The following is a 19,039-nucleotide window of genomic DNA, read 5'->3' on the forward strand; positions in this document are numbered from 1 at the left end:
AGGGTAGCGAGGTGCGAGCGGCGACCACCGTCCGGCCGGACGGCCTGTGGAGAACGCGCCACGGGCCTCCCGGCCGGCTCGCGCGGGACGCGATCCGCGCCTCCGCGCCGGGCCTGGAGGCACGCCACCTGTGGACCGGTCGCCCGCCGTCCACAGGTGGCCGGCTCGACGGCAGCCGACAAGGGTCGGCCGGTAGGCTGCCCGCATGCCGCAGCAGCTCGACCTCACCGCCTCGTCCATCGACATCACCCGCGCGATCTGCGACATCGAGTCGGTGTCGGGCAACGAAGGCGCCCTCGCCGATGCGATCGAGGCGGCGCTCACGCCGCTGCCGCACCTCGACGTCGTCCGGGACGGCGACGCGATCGTGGCGCGCACGGACCTCGGTCGTGACCGCCGGGTCGTCATCGCCGGGCACATCGACACGGTGCCGCTGAACGACAACCTGCCCACCGAGTTCCGCACGACCGAGGACGGCACCGAGATCCTCTGGGGCCGCGGCACGGTGGACATGAAGGCCGGCGTCGCGGTGCAGCTCAAGCTCGCGCACGACCTCGCCGAGCCGACCAATGACGTGACCTGGGTCTTCTACGACCACGAAGAGGTGAGCGACTCGCTGAACGGCCTCGGCCGGCTCTCGCGGACCCGGCCCGAGCTCCTGGCCGGCGACTTCGCGATCCTCGGCGAGCCGTCCGGAGCGCAGATCGAGGGCGGGTGCAACGGCAACCTCCGCGCCGAGATCCGCACGTTCGGCAAGCGGTCGCACAGCGCCCGCAGCTGGATCGGCGACAACGCGATCCACAAGACGGCGCCGATCCTCGCGACGCTCGCGGCGTACGAGCCGCGCACGGTGACGGTCGACGGCCTCGAGTACCGAGAAGGGCTGAACGCCGTGGGCATCTCGGGCGGGATCGCCGGCAACGTCATCCCGGACGAGGCCATGGTCCACGTGAACTACCGCTTCGCACCGTCGCGCAGCGCGGACGAGGCCGTCGCCCACATCCGCGCGCTCTTCGACGGCTACGACGTGCAGATCGTCGACCTCGCGGCCGGTGCCCGGCCGGGGCTCGACGCACCGCTCGCGCAAGAGTTCGTCGCTGCGGTCGGTGGTCCGGCACCCCGACCGAAGTACGGCTGGACCGACGTCGCGCGGTTCTCCGCCCTGGGAGTCCCCGCGGTCAACTACGGCCCTGGCGAGCCCGTCTTCGCGCACCACGACGACGAGCAGGTGCCGCTCGCGCAGATCACGTCGGTCGAGGACGGCCTCCGTCGGTGGCTGACCGCCTGACGACCGGCGGGACCCTCCGCGCCCGGTCCGATCGGGCCGTGCGGTGGCGCGCCCGCTACCGAGCGGTGCCGTGGTGGGTGCGGATCACGGTCGTCTACGTGCTCGCGCGGGTCGTCACGACCGTGGTGATGCAGGGGTTCGCAGCTGTGCAGTCGGCGAACTCCTTCACGTCGGAGCACCCGTCGTACCTGTCGTTCGCCGCGATCTGGGACGGCGCCTGGTACCGGGTGATCGCGACCGGCGGCTACCCGTCGACCCTGCCCGTGGACGCCGCGGGGCACGTCACCGAGAACGCCTGGGCCTTCATGCCCGCGTACCCGTTCCTCGTGCGCGGGCTCATGCTGCTCACCGGTGCGTCGTTCGAGGCGGTCGCGGTGACGGTGTCCCTCCTGGCGGGTCTGGGCGCGGCACTCGTGTTCCGGCGGCTCGTCGGGAGGTTCCTGGACGCATCCCGCGCAACCTTCGCCACGGTGCTCCTCTGCGTGGCGCCGACCTCGGTGATGTTCCAGGTCGCCTACGCCGAGTCCATGGGCCTGTTCCTGCTCTTCGCGGCGCTGCTGCTCGCGGTGGACCGCCGGTGGTGGACGATGCTGCCCGTCGTGCTGCTGCTCGGCATGACCCGGCCGACCGGGCTGGCGTTCGCGTTCTTCCTCGCCCTGTTCCTGGCCGTGTGGTGGTTCCGACCCGCCTGGGTCCGCGAAACCGCGCGTCCCACGCTCCGAACCGGCCTGCCCCCGCTCGTCGTGGCGGTCATCTCCGGACTCGTCGGGCTGGCGTGGCCGGCGATCGCGTGGGCCGTCACCGGGGTGCCGAAGGCGTACACCGACACCGAGCTCGCCTGGCGGTCGTCCTACGTCGGGTGGGGCGAGCTCCTGCCGTTCTCGCCGTGGGTCGAGGGGTTCGCGTGGTGGCTGCGCTACCCGGGCGGCTGGCCGGCAGCGCTCGCGATCCCGCTCGGCCTCGCGGCGCTCGCGTTCCTCGTGTGGGCGCCCGCAGCACGTCGGGTGGGGCTCGAGCTGCGTCTCTGGGTCGTGGCGTACGTGGTCTACCTCCTCGCGGTGTTCTTCCCGCAGTCGAGCACGTGGCGCATCCTCATGCCGGTCGCACCGTTGCTCGCGGTCGTTGCGCTGCCGCGGTCACGGGTGTACCGGGTCGTGCTGGTCGTCGTCGCGGTGCTGCTCCAGTGGGTGTGGCTGTACGCGAACTGGTGGGTGGACGGCTACGACTGGACGCCGCCGTGATCGAGGGCTCCCACCGTCCCCTCCCCGGCGCCGGCACGGGGCGCTGGTGTGCTCTCGGCGTGGGCTCCCGTTAGTCGGTCGCCGGCGCCGGTTCGTGCCGCTCGATCCGCTCGATGTCGGAGAGCGGCACACCGTCCTCGGGCCGCCAGGCCGCGGCGGCGTTCACCATCGCGTTGACCGTGGCGATGAACGGCACTGCGAAGAACGCTCCGACGACGCCCGCGATCGTCGTGCCGGCCGTGACCCCGAGGACCACGCCGAGCGGGTGCACCTTGACGGCGCTGCCGGTGAGGAACGGGTGCAGGACGTGGCTCTCGAGCTGCTGCACGAGGACGATGATGCCGAGCATGATGAGCGCGGGCACCCACCCGTTGAAGACGAGCGCGATGACGACCGCGACGATGCCCGCGACGATGGCGCCGACGACCGGCAGGAACGCGCCGAAGAACACGATCACGCCGATCGGGATCGCGAGCGGGATCTGCAGGATGAGTGCTCCGATGACCACACCGAGGGCGTCGGTGATCGCCACGACCAGCTGGACCCGGATGAAGCTCGTGAGCGTCTTCCACCCCGCGTGACCGGCGACGTCGAGACGAGCGCGCGCTCGGCGCGGGAAGATGCGGACGACCCACTGCCAGATGCGCGGTCCGTCGATGAGGACGAACAGGGTCGTGAAGATGATGATGAACAGGCCCTCGAAGACGTGGATCGCACCCGAGCCCGCCGCGACGAACCCGGAGAAGATCGATGACGCGTGCGACTGGAGGTAGTCCGCGCCGTCCGAGATCCACCGGTTGACCTGGGTCGCCGTGATGCCGAACGGCTCCGAGGCGAGCAGCGACTGCAGCGAGGAGATGCTCGCGTGCAGGCGCTTCTCGAGGGACGGCAGGTCGTAACGGATCTGCGCCGTCACGATGAGGCCGAGACCGCCGATCGCGACGACGACGGACACGAGGCTCGTCAGGATCGCGACCCACTTCGGCCAGCGGTGTCGGCGGAGGAACGACGACATCGGCACGAGCAGGGCGCAGAGCAGCAGCGCGATGAGGAACGGCACGATGATGTCCTGCAGGAGGACCACCAGCAGGATCAGCACCGCGAGTGCTGCTCCGACGACGAGCAGGCGCCACGAGAACGCCGCGGCGATCCGCATGCCCGGGGGCACCGCGTCGTCGGTGGGCGCGGGATCGCTTCCGCGGAGCATGGAGCGGATGTTCGGCATCCGCATAGGTTAGGGAGCAGACCCGCGAGAACGTCGCGTTTCGCGACCCCCAACCTGGGCGGTTTCGCAGTTGCCCCTCCGATACGGGATAATGGGCAGGCATGTACTGCACGAAAGGGGACATCTGATGGCAGCCATGAAGCCGAGGACCGGTGACGGGCCGATGGAGGCTGTTAAGGAGGGTCGACTCATCATCGTGCGGGTTCCGCTCGAGGGTGGAGGCCGCCTGGTCGTCTCGGTCAACGATGCCGAGGCCAAGGAACTCCACGACGCACTCGCCGAGGTCGTCTCGGCCTAGTCCGTCGAAGCACTGAACGACGAAGCCCGGAGCGCGTACGCTCCGGGCTTCGTCGCGTCCGGCGCGGACGAGGGCGACGACGACGGCGGCGACAACGACGACGGCGGCGACAACGACGACGCGACGGCGACGGCGACGACGACGACGGCGGCGACGGCGACGGCGCCGGACGGTTCCGCGACGATGCCGTCGGTGGCGTCCGGCAGGATGGCCCCGTGCGCAGGTCCCTCATGCCGATCACCCGGGTCGAGGAGTTCAACGACCCGGGCCCGATGCCCCGCGACGTCTGGCCGGCGACGCTGTCACCCGTCCGGCAGCTGCTCGACGAGGGGCTCGACCTCGACCCCGTGACCGTGTTCGTCGGCGACAACGGCGTCGGCAAGTCCACGATCGTCGAGGCCATCGCCCTGCAGTTCGGCATGGGGCCGGAAGGCGGTGGGACGGGATCGCAGCACTCGACCCGCCCGTCGGAGTCGATGCTCTGCGAGCACATCCGCCTCCGCCGCGAACCCGGTGCGCCGAGGGGTGGCTTCTTCATGCGTGCCGAGACCATGCACGGCTTCTTCACCTACCTCGAGGAACACCCGAACCGCAGCCGCCCCGAGCCGCGGTTCCACGAGCGCAGCCACGGCGAGTCCTTCCTCGACTTCGTGATCGACCGCGCGCGGTGGCCGGGCCTCTGGATCCTCGACGAGCCGGAGTCAGCGCTGTCGTTCTCCGGGTGCCTCGCGCTCATCGGGCTGCTGCAGTCCATCGTCGACAGCGGGATCGGGCAGGTGATCCTCTCGACGCACTCGCCCGTGCTCGCGGCGTTCCCGGGCGCGACGATCCACGAGGTGGGGGAGTGGGGCCTCCGTCGGACGGCGTGGGAGGACCTCGATCTGGTGCGGCACCAGCGGTCGTTCCTCGAGTCGCCGGAGCGCTACCTGCGCCACCTGACCGACGAGGACGACTGACCGAGGCCAGACGGCGAACGAGCGCAGACGACGAACGAGCGCGGACGACGAACGAGCGCAGACGACGAACGAGCGCAGACGACGAACGAGCGCAGACGACGAGCGAGCGTGGACCCCCGGCGATGGAGGCGCCCGAGGACGCGGCGCTACGCCGTGAGCTTGGTGAGCTGCAGCAAGCCGTCCCCGGCAGGCGAGAGCGCACTCCGCACCGCACCCGACGTCGACACCTCGGTCAGCAGCAGCCGGAAGTCCGTCGTCGCACGGTCCCGCTTCACGGGGTCCGCGACACGTCCCCGCCACAGCGCGTGCGGCACGAGCACGGTCCCGCCGAGCCGCGCGAGCCGCAGCCCGTGCTCGACGTACTCGATCACGTGCTCCGGGTCGGCGTCGACGAGCACGACGTCGTACGAGGCCTCGTTCATCCGCGGGAGCACCTGGTTCGCCCGGCCGGGGATGAGCCTGATGCGCGCGGGGGCGGTGCCGGCCGCGATGAACGCGTCACGAGCAGCCTGCTGGTGGTCCACCTCGACGTCGATCGTGGTGAGCGTCGCCTCGGGAGCGCCGGCGAGCAGGTACAGTCCGGAGACCCCGAGTCCGGTCCCGATCTCGATCATGCTCGTCGCCCGCGAGGCCGCGGCGATCACGCTGATCTGTGCGCCGATGGCAGGGGAGATCGCCTCGACCCCGAGCTCCAACGAGTGTTCACGCGCGCGGGCGATCGTCTCGGGCTCGGCGACGATGTCCTCGGCGAACTTCCAGTTCGACTCTTTCTCTGACACGCACACTCCGTTCGGTTGACAACTCTACGGCTGATGCGCGGGGAGGACGGGTTACGCTCGTACCGTGTTCGACGGCTTCGAGAAGTTCCTGGTCATCGGGATCATCGGTGTCCTGATCGTCGGGCCGCAACGCTTGCCCACGTACGCCGCGAAGCTCGCCGAGTTCGTGAAGGCCGTCCGCCGGTTCGCCGACACCGCGAAGGAGCGGATGCGCGACGAGATGGGCCCGGAGTTCGACGACATCGAGTGGCAGAAGCTCGATCCGCGGCAGTACGACCCACGGCGCATCATCCGTGACGCCCTCCTCGACAGCGGGGGCAGCGTGGCTGCGGTCGAGACGGCGCAGGTCACCGCATCGAAGGTGCGTGCGACGGCACCCGTGGTGCCGCTCGCCGCTGGCGAGGCCGCACCGTTCGACAACGAAGCCACCTGACCGCGCGCGCTGACGGCCTGTCAGGCGACCGGGAGACGGACTGGAGGCGCGGTGCCGGCTGGCACTCCTCCCTCGCAGGCTCGGTCGGCGCGCCCCGCGCAACGCTTCGCGTTGCCGCTGAGCGGGGCGCGCTCCAGTCCGTCACTGGGTGGCGTCTACCGCAGGTCGGCGAGGAACCGGTCGGTCCACGCGAGTGCCGGTGCGCTCGGGACCGAGCTGCACGTGGCCATCGCCGTGCTCGAGGAGCACGGGGTGTCCCGGTCGAGCGACCACACGTGGACGCCGGCGAGGCCGTTCGCCTTCGCGTAGGACGTCAGCGTGTCGACGTCGGCGAGGGTGAAGACCTCGTCGGCGGCGTCGTTCACGCCGAGCATCGGGGTGACCTCGATCTTCGACAGAGCGATGCCGTAGGTGTGCTCGAGGTTCGTGACGGCCTGGATCGCCGACTGTCCCATCTCGCAGGTCGAGCCGGAGAGCACACAGTTCGCGGTGGTCGCGCGGCCGAAGTCCATCGTCATGAGGTTGACCGTGTAGTGCGTGAGGCTCGACGCCTTGATGGCCTTGACGACGGCGTCACCGGTGCTGTTCAGCCCGCCGTACGACCCGTCGGACGCCGCGAGGGTCGCGAGCGTGAACGAGAACCGCATGCCCGGGTACTTCGACTGCGCGAGCGCCGCGGCGTTCACGAGGTTCTGCACGTCGGCCACGGACTGCCCGCTCTCGATGTCGAAGTCGACGCCGATCATGTGCGACGTCGCGTACCGGGCGATGAAGGACTGCAGTGCCGTCCCGGAGCACGTGAACGAGCCCGCGGCGCCGCCGGTGCTGACGATGTAGTCCACCCCGGCCGCGTCGAGCTTCGGGATGTTGGCGCTCGCGAAGGCGTCGGCCGCGACACCGCCCCAGTTCTCGCTCCCGCAGGTACCGGTGGCGAAGGCGAGGGTGATCGCCTTCAGGCCCGGCTCGCGGGTGGACACGAGGCTGTTCGACGACCCGACGACCGGGATGCGCGTCCCGGTGACCGCGGTGTTCATGACGTTCGTGTTCCAGTCGAGGTTCACCGTGACGTCCTTGTACGGACTGAACACCAGCCCGCTCGCGGTGCCGCCGCTGCCGCCGGTCCCGGCGCCCGTGCCTCCTCCGGTGCCGGTGCCGGTGCCGGTGCCGCCACCACTCCCACCCCCGGTGCCACCGCCCGTGCTCGTGCCGCTGCACGCGCCCGTCGAGGTCCACGGCTGTCCGCTGCCCGTCGCGCCCGAGTGCGTCGCGGGCTCGTCGCCCTGCGTCCACCAGTTCGCGGTGTAGTTCGTGCCGTTCTCGCTCACGGTCGCGCCGCCGGTGTACGCGGTGCCGGCGCTCCACGCGGTCGCGCACGTCGGCGTGGCCGCCGTTGCCGGAGCCGTTGCGACGGCTCCGCCCGCCAACGCGGCCGCGACCACCGCGACGATCCCGATCCTGGTCCTGCTGATCACACGGTCCTCCTGTCCTCGGCCCGGCGACGTTGCCGAGCGGGGTGGAGCTCCTGCGGACCCGATTCCGCAGGAGCATTGTGGAATACCCCTGCACAATGCACCCGCGTGGGAGGACCTGTCCATGAAAGGACGTACAGCAGGAGCGTTCAGTCCTTCGTCGCGACGATGGTGAACGTGGCGGGCACACGGTCCCGATCCGCGCCCGGCCAGACGTAGTTCCCGTCTCCGGTGTCCTCCATGCGCGCGCTGAACCGCCATGGGAGCGTCCGGCCCTCGTCCAGGAACCGCAGCCGCAGTCCGACGGCGAGGAGTGCGTTCACGATCTCGGACAGCGGGTGCGGCCACTCGTACGTCCGGGTGTTGGCGACCGTCCCGTCGCCCACGTACGTCCCGGCGTCGTCCCACTGCTGGGCCGTCCCGTCCGCGAAGTACCGGTGCCGTGCGACGAGCTCGTCGGCGTCCTCGTCCAGGGCGTAGAGCGCCGGGTGGCCGTCGCGGATGAAGAACACCCCGCCCGGACGGAGGAGCGCAGCGACCTGCGCGGCCCAGCGGTCGAGGTCGTCGAGCCAGCAGATCGTCCCGATGCTCGTGTACACGACGTCGAAGTCGCCGGTGACCGCGGCCCGGGCGTCGAGGACGTCCGTCTCGACCCAGGTGGCTTCGACACCGAGGCGGTCGGCGAGCCCTCGGGCGGAGTCCAGTGCCGCGGGGGAGAAGTCCACCCCGGTGACGCGGGCACCCTCGCGGGCGAGGGAGACCGTGTCCGTGCCGATGTGGCACTGGAGGTGACAGAGGTCGAGTCCGGCGAGGGAGCCACCGGGGAGCCAGCGGGCGAGGACGGGCAGGTCCTCGCGGACGACGCCGGAGCGGTGCGCGGGGTCGCTCAGGGCGTCGATGTCGTAGGCGCCCTCGTGGATCGGGACGCGGTCGTCCCAGTTCGCGCGGTTCGTGTCGCGGGCCTGGTCCCAGTCGACGTTGACGTGATCAGTGCTCATGCCCTCGACCCTACCGAGCGAGCGTCCCGGCCCTGCCGACGCTCGGTGGGGATCAGCCGACCGACAGCCCGAGCTTGCGACCTGCGAGCCCCCGGCCCATCGCCGACACCCGGTCGGCGATCGCGCCGAGGGCCACCGCCGCCGGGTCCTCCGGGGTCCCGAGCACCACGGGCACGCCCGCGTCCCCGCCCTCCCGCAGCGGCACCGAGAGCGGCACGCTGCCGAGCACCGGGACCGGGGCGTCCTGCCCGCGGGAGAGCCGAGCAGCGGTCTCGGCACCGCCGCCCTCGCCGAAGAGGTGCAGGACCGAGCCGTCGGGCTGGACGAGTCCTGCCATGTTCTCCACGACGCCGATCACCCGCTGCCCGGTCTGCCGTGCGACGATCCCGCTGCGCTCGGCCACGTCCGCGGCGGCGGTCTGCGGCGTGGTGACGACGAGGACCTCGGCGTGGGGGAGCAGCTGACCGACCGAGATCGCCACGTCGCCGGTGCCGGGTGGGAGGTCGAGGAGCAGCACGTCGAGGTCGCCGAAGAACACGTCGGTGAGGAACTGCGACACCGTCCGGTGCAGCATCGGCCCGCGCCACGACACCGCGGTCGAGACGTCGTCGACGAACATGCCGATCGACACGACCTTCACGTCGTGCGCCACCGGCGGCAGGATCATGCTGTCGACCCGGGTCGGTCGTGGTGCCACGCCCGCGGCGTCGGTGAGGCCCATGAGCCCCGGGATGCTGAAGCCGTGCACGTCGACGTCGACGATGCCCACCCGCTGTCCCCGAGCGGCGAGCGCGACGGCGAGGTTCGCCGTGACCGTGGACTTGCCGACGCCGCCCTTCCCGCTCGTCACCGCGATCACCCGCGTCAGCGAGTCCGGTGTGAACTGCACTCCCCGGGGACGACCCGCGCGGAGCCGCTCGGTCAGCGCCGCACGCGTCGCCGGCGACATCACGGACACGTCCACGTCGACGGCGGAGACGCCGTCCACCGAACCGGCGGCGGCGCGCACGTCGCGCTCGATCGTGTCGGCGGCCGGGCACCCCGTGATCGTGAGCTGCAGGTCGACGCGCACCGTGCCTCCCGGCTGGACGTCGACCCCGCGGATCATGTCGAGCTCCGTGACGGGCCGACGGATCTCGGGGTCGATCACCCGGCCGAGCGCCGCGAGGACGGCCCCGCCCAGCTGCTCGTCGGACGGTCCGCCGTCAGCCACGAGCAGCGGTACCGGGCTCGTCGGCGAAGCCGGCGTCGTCCGCGTCGCGGCGGTCGAGTTCCTCGAGGAGCGACCGGATCTCGGCTCGGATGAAGTCCTTCGACGCCATGTCCCGCATCGCGAGGCGCAGCGCGACGACCTCGCGGGCGAGGTACTCGGTGTCCGCGAGGTTCCGCTCCGCGCGCTGGCGGTCCTGCTCGAACTGCACGCGGTCGCGGTCGTCCTGCCGGTTCTGCGCGAGGAGGATGAGCGGTGCCGCGTACGACGCCTGGAGCGACAGCACGAGGGTGAGCGCCGTGAAGCCGATCGACGCCGAGTCGAACTGCCAGCGCGCCGGCGCGACCGAGTTGTAGATCATCCACACGGCACAGAACAGCGTCAGGCCGACGAGGAACCAGGGCGTGCCCATCGCCCGCGCGATGCCCTCCGTCGCGCGTCCGAAGGTGTCTCCGCGACCACGACGGCGGGTCGGGAGCACGCGGGTGCGCATGCCCTTCGGGGAGTCCAGACGTTCCTGGCGGGTGTCATCCGTTCGGGCCACTGGTGGTCCTCCTTCCCGTGGTCACGGGCGTCTTGCGCGAGCGTTGGCGAGGCAGGGGTGAGGGTTCTCCCTCGCCCTGACTTCGCCAGTCGTCGGGCAGGACGTGGTCGAGGACGTCGTCGATCGTCACCACCCCGACGAGACGGTGGGCGTCGTCGACCACGGGGACGGACAGCAGGTTGTAGGTCGCCATGATCCGGGTGACCTCGGCGGCGCTGGCGTCGACCCGGACCGGCTCGGTCTGCTGGTCGATCAGGGTGCCGAGCCGCTCGTTCGGCGGGTAGCGGAGCATGCGCTGGAAGTGCACCAGGCCGAGGAACCGACCGGTCGGCGGCTCGTACGGCGGGAGCACGACGCAGACGCTCGCGCCGAGGGCCGGGGCGAGCTCGTGGCGGCGGACGAGCGCGAGCCCCTCGGCCACGGTCGCGTCGGCGGAGACGATCACGGGCTCGGTCGTCATGAGACCACCGGCGGTGTCGGGCTCGTACTCGAGGAGCATGCGGACGTCCTGCGCCTCCTCCGGCTCCATGAGCTGGAGGAGGGCCTCGGACCGGTCGTCCGGGAACTGCGCGAGCACGTCGGCGGCGTCGTCCGGTTGCATCTGGTCGAGCACGTCGGCGGCGCGGGCGTCCTCGAGCCGACTGAGGATCTCGATGCGTTCCTGGTCGGGCATCTCCTCGAGCACGTCGGCGAGCCGGTCGTCCGGGAGCTCCTCGGCGACCTCGAACCGACGCTCCTCGGGCAGGTCGAGCAGCGTCGACGCGAGGTCGGCCGGCAGCAGGTCGGAGTAGGCGGCGATGACGTGCTCGGCGGACTGTGCCTCGCCGGGCAGCTCGTCCTCGGTGACCTCGTTCCACGTCGCGAACGTCGTCGGACCCTTGCCGAACGGGGACGGCGTCGTCTTCGGCTTGCGGAGGAAGAGCTGCGACACCTCCCAGTCGCCCTGCCCGCGGTCCTCGATCGCGACGTCCTCGATGGTGGCGCGGATCCGCTGGTTCTTGATGAGCACCTTGCGACCGAGCATCTCCGCGATCACGCGGACCTCGCCCCCGCGCTGCTCGAAGCGGCGCATGTTCACGAGGCCGGTGGTGATCACCTGCCCGGCGCCGATCGACGTGATCCGTCCGACCGACACGAAGATGCGACGCTTGCCGGGGACCTCGACGATCAGCCCCACGACGCGTGGGGCGTCGACCCGTCTGTAGACCACGAGGACGTCCCGGACGCGGCCCACGCGGTCGCCCGCGGGGTCGAAGACGGAGCACCCGGCGAGGCGGGCGACGAAGACCTTCGTGGCGCTCACCCGTCCAGCGTAGTCGCTCGGCCCTGCGCCGACGCCGCCGCGCCTGAGGAGCTCCACCGATCGGCTCAGCCGTCCGCCGAGCCGGTCCCGGTCGGTGGCTTCCCTGGGAGCGCACGTGCGATTGCAAGGTGTCCGGTGGATGATGGCTGGGTGAGCAATCAGAGCCCCTTCGGCGGCCGGACGGCCCAGGCATTCCCGACGCTGCCGCGGGGCGACGTCCTCGGCACCTACGACAGCTACCCGGAGGCGCAGCGCGTCGTCGCGAAGCTCGCCGAGTCGGACTTCCCGGTCGCGAAGATCTCGATCGTCGGCAACGACCTCAAGACCGTCGAGCGTGTCACCGGCAAGATGACCTACGGCCGCGCCGCCATCGCGGGCGCGCTGTCCGGCCTCTGGCTCGGCATCTTCTTCGGCATCGTCCTCACCCTCTTCTCCCCGACGGCCGGCGGCCTCATCATCGCCGCGGCGATCATCGGCGCCGCCTTCGGCATGCTCTACGGCATCGTCTCGTTCGCGATCACGAAGCGGCAGCGGGACTTCACGAGCGTGCACCAGGTGCTCGCGACGAACTACCAGATCGTGGTGGACCCGCAGCTGACCGGGCAGGCGCAGAAGATCCTCGGACAGTTCGGCGCGACCCAGTCCACCCACTGGGATTCGCCGTCGTCCTCGCAGGGTGCGCCGGTGAACCGGCAGGAGCCCTGGCGGCCGGAGCCGCGGCAGCAGCAGGCTCCGTACGGCGGGCAGGCCACGCCCCACGAGCAGCCTGGAGGCACACAGCAGCCCGGCGCGTCGGCCCCCGGCCCGCAGGCGGGGGCGCCGCGCTACGGCACGAACGACGGGCCGCGCTACGGCGACGCGCCGTCCGGCGGCTCGGCGGGGCCAGCCGCAGGAGCTCCCGCCGCTCCCTCGGGAGCTCCGGCCGGTCCGCCGCGGTACGGGACGAACGACGGGCCCCGCTACCAGCCGCAGGCAGCAGGGACGAACCGTCCCGCCGACGCAGCTCGCCCCGACGAGCAGCCCCAGTTCGGCGAACGCGTGACGCCGACCTCTGCGCCGTCGTCCGCGCCGTCGTCCGCGCCGACCTCCGCGCCGTCGTCCGCGCCGGAGTACGGGAAGGGCATCGACGACAGCCGGTCCTGACGCCGCCCGACCGCCGAACACCGTCCACGGTCGGCGGATCCGATCGTCCACGTGTGTGTCCGACGGATCGCGGCCTGCGTCTGGCCACTGTCGGTTGATCCGAGCCGTCGAGGTTCCACGACTTGCCGTGGCCGGTCCGCCGAGGTTCCACGAACCCACGACGATGCCGCTCGAGGTGCCGGGATCGTGGAACCTCGGGTGCCGCCGCCCGACGCTGCCCGACTAGAGCACCTTGGAGTAGCAGACCGAGGTCGGTACGCCCGCGTACGGGCCGAAGTTCGCGATCCGTGTGAAGCCCTCGCGCTCGTAGAACCCGATCGACCGCTTCTGCTCCGTGCCCGTCTCGAGCACCAGCGCTGGTGAACCGAGGTCGAGCGCTGCCTCTTCCAGGCGACGGAGGAGCGCGGTCGACACCCCGGCACCGCGCGACTCCGGCCGGACGTACATCCGCTTGATCTCGGTGATGCCGTCCTGCACGATCCGCAGCCCGCCGCAACCGAGCGGTGTGCCCGAGGCGTCCCGCGCGACGAAGAACACCGCGATCGACTCAGCCGTGGGCTTCTCGCCCGGCTCGGTGTCCTGCCCGTAGGCGCGGTCGATCTCCACACGCTGTGCGGCACGGAGCCGCTGGGCGTCCGGGGAGTCGAAGTGCTCGACCTCGATGTCGATGTCGTCCGTCGTCGGCGTGTGCTCGGGCGTGGTCACCCGCTCAGGCTAGCGGCCGGACCGGGCGATCCACCCCTCCACTTCCGAGGGGGTCCGAGGGATCCCGACCGACAGGTTCTCCGCGCCGTCCTCGGTCACGAGGATGTCGTCCTCGATGCGGACGCCGATGCCGCGGAACTCCTCCGGGACCGTCAGGTCGTCCTGCTGGAAGTACAGACCGGGCTCGATCGTGAACACCATGCCGGGCTGCACGACGCCGTCGATGTACATCTCACGGCGGGCCTTCGCGCAGTCGTGCACGTCGAGTCCGAGGTGGTGGCTCGTGCCGTGCACCATGTACCGGCGGTGGAACTGGTTCTCCGGCTGCAGCGACTCCTCGGCCGTGCCGGGCAGGAAGCCCCACTCGGCGGTCTTGCGGGCGATGACCTCCATCGCGGTGGCGTGCACCTGCCGGAAGGTGATGCCCGGCTTGACGATCGCGAACGCCGCGTCCGCCGCTTCGAGCACGGCCTCGTAGACCATCCGCTGGACGTCGGTGAACGTGCCGCTCACCGGGAGGGTCCGGGTGATGTCGGCGGTGTAGAACGAGTCGACCTCGACCCCGGCGTCGATGAGGATGAGGTCGCCCGGCTGCACGGCGCCGTCGTTCCGGGTCCAGTGCAGGATGCAGGCGTGGTGACCGGACGCCGCGATCGTGTCGTAGCCGACGGTGTTGCCGTCCGCCCGGGCCCGACGGTTGAAGGTGCCCTCGACGATGCGCTCACCGCGGGGGTGCGCCAGCACGGCGTCGAAGTCAGCGATGACGTCGTCGAAGCCGGCCTTCGTCGCCGCCACGGCCCGGCGGAGCTCGTGCACCTCGTACGCGTCCTTCACCAGGCGGAGTTCCGAGAGGTCGCGTGCGAGGACGTCGTCGGTCGCGGGGACGCCGTCCTGCTCGGGGGCGCCGCCGACCGAGCTGCCGAGACGCTCGTCGAACGACCGGGTCAGTTCGGCGTCGGCGTCGCGCACCACCAGCACCGTGGCGTCGAGGCCGTCGACGACCGCGTCGAGGTCGCCCAGGTCGGCGGTGGGGAGCCCGAGGTCGGCGGCGACCTCGGCCAGGGACGGACGCGGTCCGACCCAGAACTCGCCGATCTCCGGGTTGGCGTAGAACTCCTCGGACTCGCGGCCCGCCGTGGCACGGAAGTACAGGGTGGCGTCGTGGCCGGAGCCGTTCGGCGTCATCACGAGCACGGAGCCGACGACCGTGTCCGTGCCCCATCCGGTGAGGTGGGCGAACGCGGAGTGCGGTCGGAACGGGTAGTCGCAGTCGTTCGAGCGGACCTTCGCCTGCCCGGCCGGCACGACGATCGTCCGGCCCGGGTGCAGTTCGGAGATGCGTGCCCGACGTGCCGCGGCGTGGGGTGCCTGCTCACGGGGCTCGGGGAGCGGACGCTCGCGCTCGGCCCACTGTGATCCGATGTGGTCCTTGAAGGTCGAGGAACCGGGGGTCGTGGAACGGTTGCTCGTCGCGCGGGGAGTGGTGTCGGCCATGCACCCATCCTCGCACCGTCCGGCCCACCGCGGCCTCTGCGCGTCGCCACCTGTGGATAGCATGGGCGATGTGCCCGATCCGTTCATCGACCTGCACACGCACTCGAGCGTGTCCGACGGCACCGAGCGGCCTGCCGAGCTCCTCCAGGCCGCCGTGGCCGCAGGGCTGGAGGGCGTCGCGCTGACGGACCACGACACCACCGCCGGGTGGGACGAAGCCGTCGCGACCGCGCGCGAGCTGCCGGTCACGCTCCTCCCCGGCCTCGAGCTGAGCACCCGCATCGGGTACCGCAGCGTGCACGTCCTGGGGTACCTCGTCGATCCGACCGACGCGGCACTCGTCGCCGAGACCACGCGCATCCGGGACGGCCGTCTGGCCCGCGCCCGCCGGATGGTCGAGCGCATCGGCGCCGACCACCCGCTCACCTGGGACGACGTGCTCGCCGAGGCCAGCGAGGGCGCGACCATCGGACGCCCGCACATCGCGGACGCCCTGGTGACCCGCGGGCTGGAACCCGACCGGAGCGCGGCGTTCCGGGGCATCCTGCACCCGGCCTCCGGCTACTACGAGCCGCACGACGCACCGTCGCCCCTGCACGGTGTCGAGCTCATCCGCGGTGCCGGTGGTGTCCCGGTCATCGCGCACCCGGCGGCGTCCTCGCGGGGCATCGTCATCGATGAGGAGATGCTCCGCACGCTCGTCGACGCGGGGCTCGGCGGACTCGAGGTCGACCACCGCGAGAACGTCTCCCACGGCAAGCGCACCCTGCTCGACTGGGCCACCCGCTTCGACCTGTTCGTCACCGGGTCGAGCGACTACCACGGGACCGGCAAGCCGAACCGGCTCGGCGAGCACCGCACGTCGCGCGCCGCCTTCGACGCGATCGTCGCCGCGGCCACCGGATCCGCACCCGTCTCCGGCCCCGGCGCCCGCCTGGCCTGACCACGGCCCGCCCTGCCCGCACGGGTGGGACGACGAAGGGCCCGTCGCGTCAGCGACGGGCCCTTCGGCCTGGAGGCGCTACTCGCCCTCGCCGGCGGCCTGCGGCGTCGCGGCGGTCGCCTCGGACGAGCCGCCACCGCTGCGGCGACGACGCCGCCGGCGGCGCTTGGCCGCTCCGTCGCCGGAACCGGCCTCAGCAGTCGCACCGTCCGCGGGGGGAGTGGTGGGCACCTGCGTGTCGGACTGCTCCGTCGAGGCCGGTGCCGAGCCTCCCGACCGGGTGCGGCTCCGGGACCGCGAACGCGAGCCGCCGGAGCGACCCTCGCCCTGCTGTCCACCGCGCGGGCGGTCGCCGCCCTTCGCCTCGCCGGCCGACGCGGCGTGCGCGGACGCACCCGGCAGTCGACCCTTGGTGCCCGCGGGGATGTCGAGGTCGGAGAAGAGGTGCGGGGACGACGAGTAGGTCTCGACGGGCTCCGGGATGCCGAACTCGAGCGCCTTGTCGATCAGCGTCCACTTGTGGAGGTCGTCCCAGTCGACGAACGTGACCGCGATGCCGGTCTTGCCGGCGCGGCCCGTACGGCCGGCACGGTGCAGGTAGGTGTCGGGGTCGTCCGGGATCGTGTGGTTGATCACGTGCGTCACGTCGTCCACGTCGATGCCGCGGGCGGCGACGTCGGTCGCGATCAGGACGTCGCGCTTGCCGGCCTTGAAGGCGGCCATGGCCCGCTCGCGCTGCTCCTGGTTGAGGTCCCCGTGGACCGCGGCGGCGTTGAAGCCGCGGTCCTTCAGTTCCTCGACGAGCTTCGCGGCGGCGCGCTTCGTCCGGGTGAAGATCACGGTCTTGCCGCGACCCTCGGCCTGCAGGATGCGGGCGATGACCTCGTCCTTGTCGAGCGAGTGCGCGCGGTAGATGACGTGCTTGATGTTGGCCTGCGTCAGGCCCTCGTCCGGGTCGGTGGCGCGGATGTGCACCGGGCGCGACATGAAGCGGCGGGCGAGGGCGACGATCGGCGCGGGCATCGTCGCCGAGAACAGCATCGTGTGCCGCACGGCCGGGACGGCCTGGAAGATGCGCTCGATGTCCGAGAGGAACCCGAGGTCGAGCATGCGGTCAGCCTCGTCGAGGACGACCTCCTGCACGTGGGAGAGGTCGAGCAGGCGCTGGCGCTGCAGGTCGATGAGGCGCCCAGGGGTGCCGACGACGATCTGCGCACCGGCCTTGAGCTGCTCGATCTGGCCCTCGTACGCCTTGCCGCCGTAGATCGACACGATGGTCGTCGGGCGGTTCGAGGTGGCCAGCTCGAGGTCCTCGGTGACCTGCACCGCGAGTTCGCGCGTCGGGACGACGACGAGGGCCTTCACGCCCGGTTCCGGAGCGGCACCGAGGCGCTGGATGAGGGGCAGGCCGAAGCCGAAGGTCTTGCCGGTGCCCGTCTTGGCCTGACCGATGATGTCCTGGCCGGTCAGGGCGAGCGGGATCGTCTGCTGCTGGATCGGGAAGGGCTCGGTGATGCCCTTCGTCGCGAGCGCGTCGACGATGTCCTGCTCGATGTTGAGGTCTGCGAAAGTCAAAGAATCACCTTAGTCCTGGTGGAAGTCCCGACCAGTCTACCGACGCAGACCGGGGTCCCGGGTCCGGACCCCTATGCTGCTGGCGTGGTGTCTTGGTGGAACCGGAAACGTGCCGCGCGGCTGGCCGCCGCCTGGCTCGCCTCGCGCAACCCGAAGAAGGCGTCCGGCGAGCGGCTCCGGCTGGACGACGTCAGCCCCGAGCTCGACGTCTACCTCGGGCAGGCCGCGTACCTGCAGCTGTCGATGTACGAGACGATGGGTCGCGCCGGGGCGTCCGCGCCGACGCTCTCCGGACGGCTCGTCACCGGTGTGCTCGCCACCACGGCACTGGAGCGACACCGGACGATCGTCGCCGAGATCGAGCGGAACGGACAGGACCCGGCAGAGCTCATGTCGCCGCACCGCGAGGCGATCGACCGCTTCCTCGAGCGGACCAGCGGTGCCGACTGGTACGAGTCGATGCTCACCGGCTACGTCACGGCCGGGATCCTCAACGACCTGTTCGACGACCTGCTGCGCTCGCTCCCCATCGACGTCCGGCAGCGGCTCCGCACGGTGTTCGACGCGCGTGAGGAAGCGGCGGTCGTCGAGGAGCTCACCGCGCACATCGAGGCCGACCCCCGGGTGGGCTCGCGGCTCGCGATGTGGGGCCGACGGCTCGTCGGGGACACCCTGCTCGTGGCCCGGTCGGCGCTCGCGTCGCACGCCCGGGAGGACCAGTCGCGGCTCGAGCCCGTCTGGACCGAGCTCATCGCGGCGCACAGTCGGCGGATGGACGCGCTCGGGCTCACCGCCTGAGCCGAGCGGCGGCGGTCCGGCTCCCGCGCGGCCTGCTCCGGTCCGCGTGCCGTCCGTGCGGGGGCGCTCGTCGGGGTTCAGGCGCCGTCCGTGCGGGGGCGCTCGTCGCGGTTCAGGCGCCGTTCGTGCGGACGCGCTCGTAGTACGCGTCGTCCGCGGATCGGCGACGGGCGCCGAGCACCCACTCGACCACGACCGCTGCGACGGCCGCGCCGAGGAGCGCCGCTGCCCAGATCCAGCCGCCGTCGTACGGCCACCCGGCCCAGGTCAGGGACTCCCAGAGCACGGCCGAGGCGACGCCGCCGACGACCGGTCCCACCAGGACGCCCCGGCTCGCGCGCCACGGCAGGACGACGTGCGCGAGGGCCCCGACGAGCAGGCCGCCGAGCACGGCGAACAGCAGCTCCACGTCAGGCGACGAAGCCGATGCGGCGGGACTCCTCCGCGCCCACCTCGACGTAGGCGAGGGAGGCCACCGGCACGATGAACCGACGACCCTTCTCGTCCTGCAGGGACAGGTGGGTGGCCTTCGCCGTGAGGGCCTCCGACACCGCCTGTTCGATCTGGTCAGCGGTCTGCGCGCTCTCGAACGCGATCTCGCGCGGGCTGTTCATGATGCCGATCTTGATGTCCACGA

The 19,039-nt window shown here is 71.5% G+C and carries 20 protein-coding genes; 8 read left to right on the forward strand and 12 right to left on the reverse strand.

Annotated elements, in window-relative coordinates; translation table 11 throughout:
• Positions 1–205 precede the first annotated feature (205 nt).
• Together dapE and NS184_RS11325 are read left to right on the forward strand one after the other, a co-directional pair.
• A complete protein-coding gene (gene dapE / locus NS184_RS11320; protein ID WP_058726219.1) occupies positions 206–1,288 on the forward strand; it encodes a succinyl-diaminopimelate desuccinylase in 1,083 nt (360 codons plus the stop codon).
• Complete coding sequence (locus tag NS184_RS11325; protein ID WP_083513646.1) at positions 1,273–2,529, forward strand: hypothetical protein; 1,257 nt, start codon at positions 1,273–1,275, stop codon at positions 2,527–2,529. The genes dapE and NS184_RS11325 overlap by 16 nt, the downstream gene beginning before the upstream one ends.
• Positions 2,530–2,599: 70 nt before the next feature.
• Here NS184_RS11325 and NS184_RS11330 read toward each other — a convergent pair whose 3' ends face one another.
• Complete coding sequence (locus NS184_RS11330) at positions 2,600–3,754, reverse strand: AI-2E family transporter (RefSeq protein WP_193750451.1); 1,155 nt, start codon at positions 3,752–3,754, stop codon at positions 2,600–2,602.
• Between the two features lie 127 nt (positions 3,755–3,881).
• Between NS184_RS11330 and NS184_RS17445 the strand changes: the two genes are divergently transcribed.
• Positions 3,882–4,052, forward strand: coding sequence for a DUF3117 domain-containing protein (locus NS184_RS17445; RefSeq protein WP_017887054.1), 171 nt, complete (start codon positions 3,882–3,884; stop codon positions 4,050–4,052).
• Positions 4,053–4,282: 230 nt separating this feature from the next.
• Complete coding sequence (locus NS184_RS11335) at positions 4,283–5,008, forward strand: AAA family ATPase (RefSeq protein ID WP_058726221.1); 726 nt, start codon at positions 4,283–4,285, stop codon at positions 5,006–5,008.
• Between the two features lie 146 nt (positions 5,009–5,154).
• Here the strand turns inward: NS184_RS11335 and NS184_RS11340 are convergent, their stop codons facing one another.
• Entirely contained in the window at positions 5,155–5,787 is a 633-nt protein-coding gene (locus NS184_RS11340) for an O-methyltransferase (protein ID WP_058726222.1), read from the reverse strand.
• A 64-nt stretch (positions 5,788–5,851) separates the two neighbouring features.
• Here NS184_RS11340 and NS184_RS11345 point away from each other — a divergent pair, with 64 nt between their 5' ends.
• Positions 5,852–6,220 carry a hypothetical protein gene (locus NS184_RS11345; protein WP_058726223.1) on the forward strand — a complete coding sequence of 123 codons (369 nt, stop codon included), beginning with the start codon at positions 5,852–5,854 and terminating at the stop codon, positions 6,218–6,220.
• A gap of 155 nt (positions 6,221–6,375) precedes the next feature.
• On the opposite strand, the gene NS184_RS18895 is transcribed toward NS184_RS11345, so the two are convergent.
• The 5 genes from NS184_RS18895 to NS184_RS11370 all read right to left on the reverse strand — a co-directional run bounded on the left by NS184_RS18895 (position 6,376) and on the right by NS184_RS11370 (position 11,744).
• A complete protein-coding gene (locus NS184_RS18895; protein WP_206556279.1) occupies positions 6,376–7,692 on the reverse strand; it encodes a carbohydrate-binding protein in 1,317 nt (438 codons plus the stop codon).
• A gap of 146 nt (positions 7,693–7,838) precedes the next feature.
• Positions 7,839–8,687, reverse strand: coding sequence for a class I SAM-dependent methyltransferase (locus NS184_RS11355; protein ID WP_058726224.1), 849 nt, complete (start codon positions 8,685–8,687; stop codon positions 7,839–7,841).
• A gap of 52 nt (positions 8,688–8,739) precedes the next feature.
• On the reverse strand, positions 8,740–9,900 hold the full coding sequence (locus tag NS184_RS11360; RefSeq protein WP_058726225.1) for an Mrp/NBP35 family ATP-binding protein: 1,161 nt from the start codon (positions 9,898–9,900) through the stop codon (positions 8,740–8,742).
• Positions 9,893–10,390, reverse strand: coding sequence for a DUF1003 domain-containing protein (locus tag NS184_RS11365; RefSeq protein WP_058726226.1), 498 nt, complete (start codon positions 10,388–10,390; stop codon positions 9,893–9,895). Before NS184_RS11365 ends, NS184_RS11360 begins: the two co-directional genes overlap by 8 nt.
• 34 nt (positions 10,391–10,424) lie before the next feature.
• Entirely contained in the window at positions 10,425–11,744 is a 1,320-nt protein-coding gene (locus NS184_RS11370) for a magnesium transporter MgtE N-terminal domain-containing protein (RefSeq protein WP_058726244.1), read from the reverse strand.
• Positions 11,745–11,894: 150 nt separating this feature from the next.
• On the opposite strand from NS184_RS11370, the gene NS184_RS11375 reads away from it, so the two are divergent.
• Positions 11,895–12,887: a general stress protein gene (locus NS184_RS11375; RefSeq protein ID WP_058726227.1), complete on the forward strand. Its 993-nt coding sequence runs from the start codon at positions 11,895–11,897 to the stop codon at positions 12,885–12,887.
• 222 nt (positions 12,888–13,109) lie between these two features.
• Here the strand turns inward: NS184_RS11375 and NS184_RS11380 are convergent, their stop codons facing one another.
• Together NS184_RS11380 and NS184_RS11385 are read right to left on the reverse strand one after the other, a co-directional pair.
• Positions 13,110–13,592 carry a GNAT family N-acetyltransferase gene (locus NS184_RS11380; protein ID WP_083513643.1) on the reverse strand — a complete coding sequence of 161 codons (483 nt, stop codon included), beginning with the start codon at positions 13,590–13,592 and terminating at the stop codon, positions 13,110–13,112.
• Between the two features lie 9 nt (positions 13,593–13,601).
• Complete coding sequence (locus tag NS184_RS11385; protein ID WP_058726228.1) at positions 13,602–15,086, reverse strand: aminopeptidase P family protein; 1,485 nt, start codon at positions 15,084–15,086, stop codon at positions 13,602–13,604.
• A 61-nt stretch (positions 15,087–15,147) separates the two neighbouring features.
• Between NS184_RS11385 and NS184_RS11390 the strand changes: the two genes are divergently transcribed.
• Positions 15,148–16,029: a PHP domain-containing protein gene (locus tag NS184_RS11390; RefSeq protein WP_058726229.1), complete on the forward strand. Its 882-nt coding sequence runs from the start codon at positions 15,148–15,150 to the stop codon at positions 16,027–16,029.
• A 78-nt stretch (positions 16,030–16,107) separates the two neighbouring features.
• On the opposite strand, the gene NS184_RS11395 is transcribed toward NS184_RS11390, so the two are convergent.
• Positions 16,108–17,604: a DEAD/DEAH box helicase gene (locus tag NS184_RS11395; RefSeq protein WP_058726230.1), complete on the reverse strand. Its 1,497-nt coding sequence runs from the start codon at positions 17,602–17,604 to the stop codon at positions 16,108–16,110.
• 84 nt (positions 17,605–17,688) lie between these two features.
• Here NS184_RS11395 and NS184_RS11400 point away from each other — a divergent pair, with 84 nt between their 5' ends.
• Positions 17,689–18,402 (forward strand): ferritin-like fold-containing protein, encoded by a 714-nt coding sequence (locus NS184_RS11400; protein WP_242863036.1) that lies wholly within the window; start codon positions 17,689–17,691, stop codon positions 18,400–18,402.
• Between the two features lie 112 nt (positions 18,403–18,514).
• Here NS184_RS11400 and NS184_RS11405 read toward each other — a convergent pair whose 3' ends face one another.
• Both NS184_RS11405 and NS184_RS11410 read right to left on the reverse strand, forming a co-directional pair.
• Positions 18,515–18,811: a hypothetical protein gene (locus tag NS184_RS11405; RefSeq protein ID WP_058726231.1), complete on the reverse strand. Its 297-nt coding sequence runs from the start codon at positions 18,809–18,811 to the stop codon at positions 18,515–18,517.
• Position 18,812: 1 nt separating this feature from the next.
• Positions 18,813–19,037 (reverse strand): DUF3107 domain-containing protein, encoded by a 225-nt coding sequence (locus NS184_RS11410; protein ID WP_058726247.1) that lies wholly within the window; start codon positions 19,035–19,037, stop codon positions 18,813–18,815.
• Positions 19,038–19,039 lie beyond the last annotated feature (2 nt).

This window comes from Curtobacterium luteum, from assembly GCF_001475545.1.
GTDB lineage: Bacteria > Actinomycetota > Actinomycetes > Actinomycetales > Microbacteriaceae > Curtobacterium > Curtobacterium luteum_A.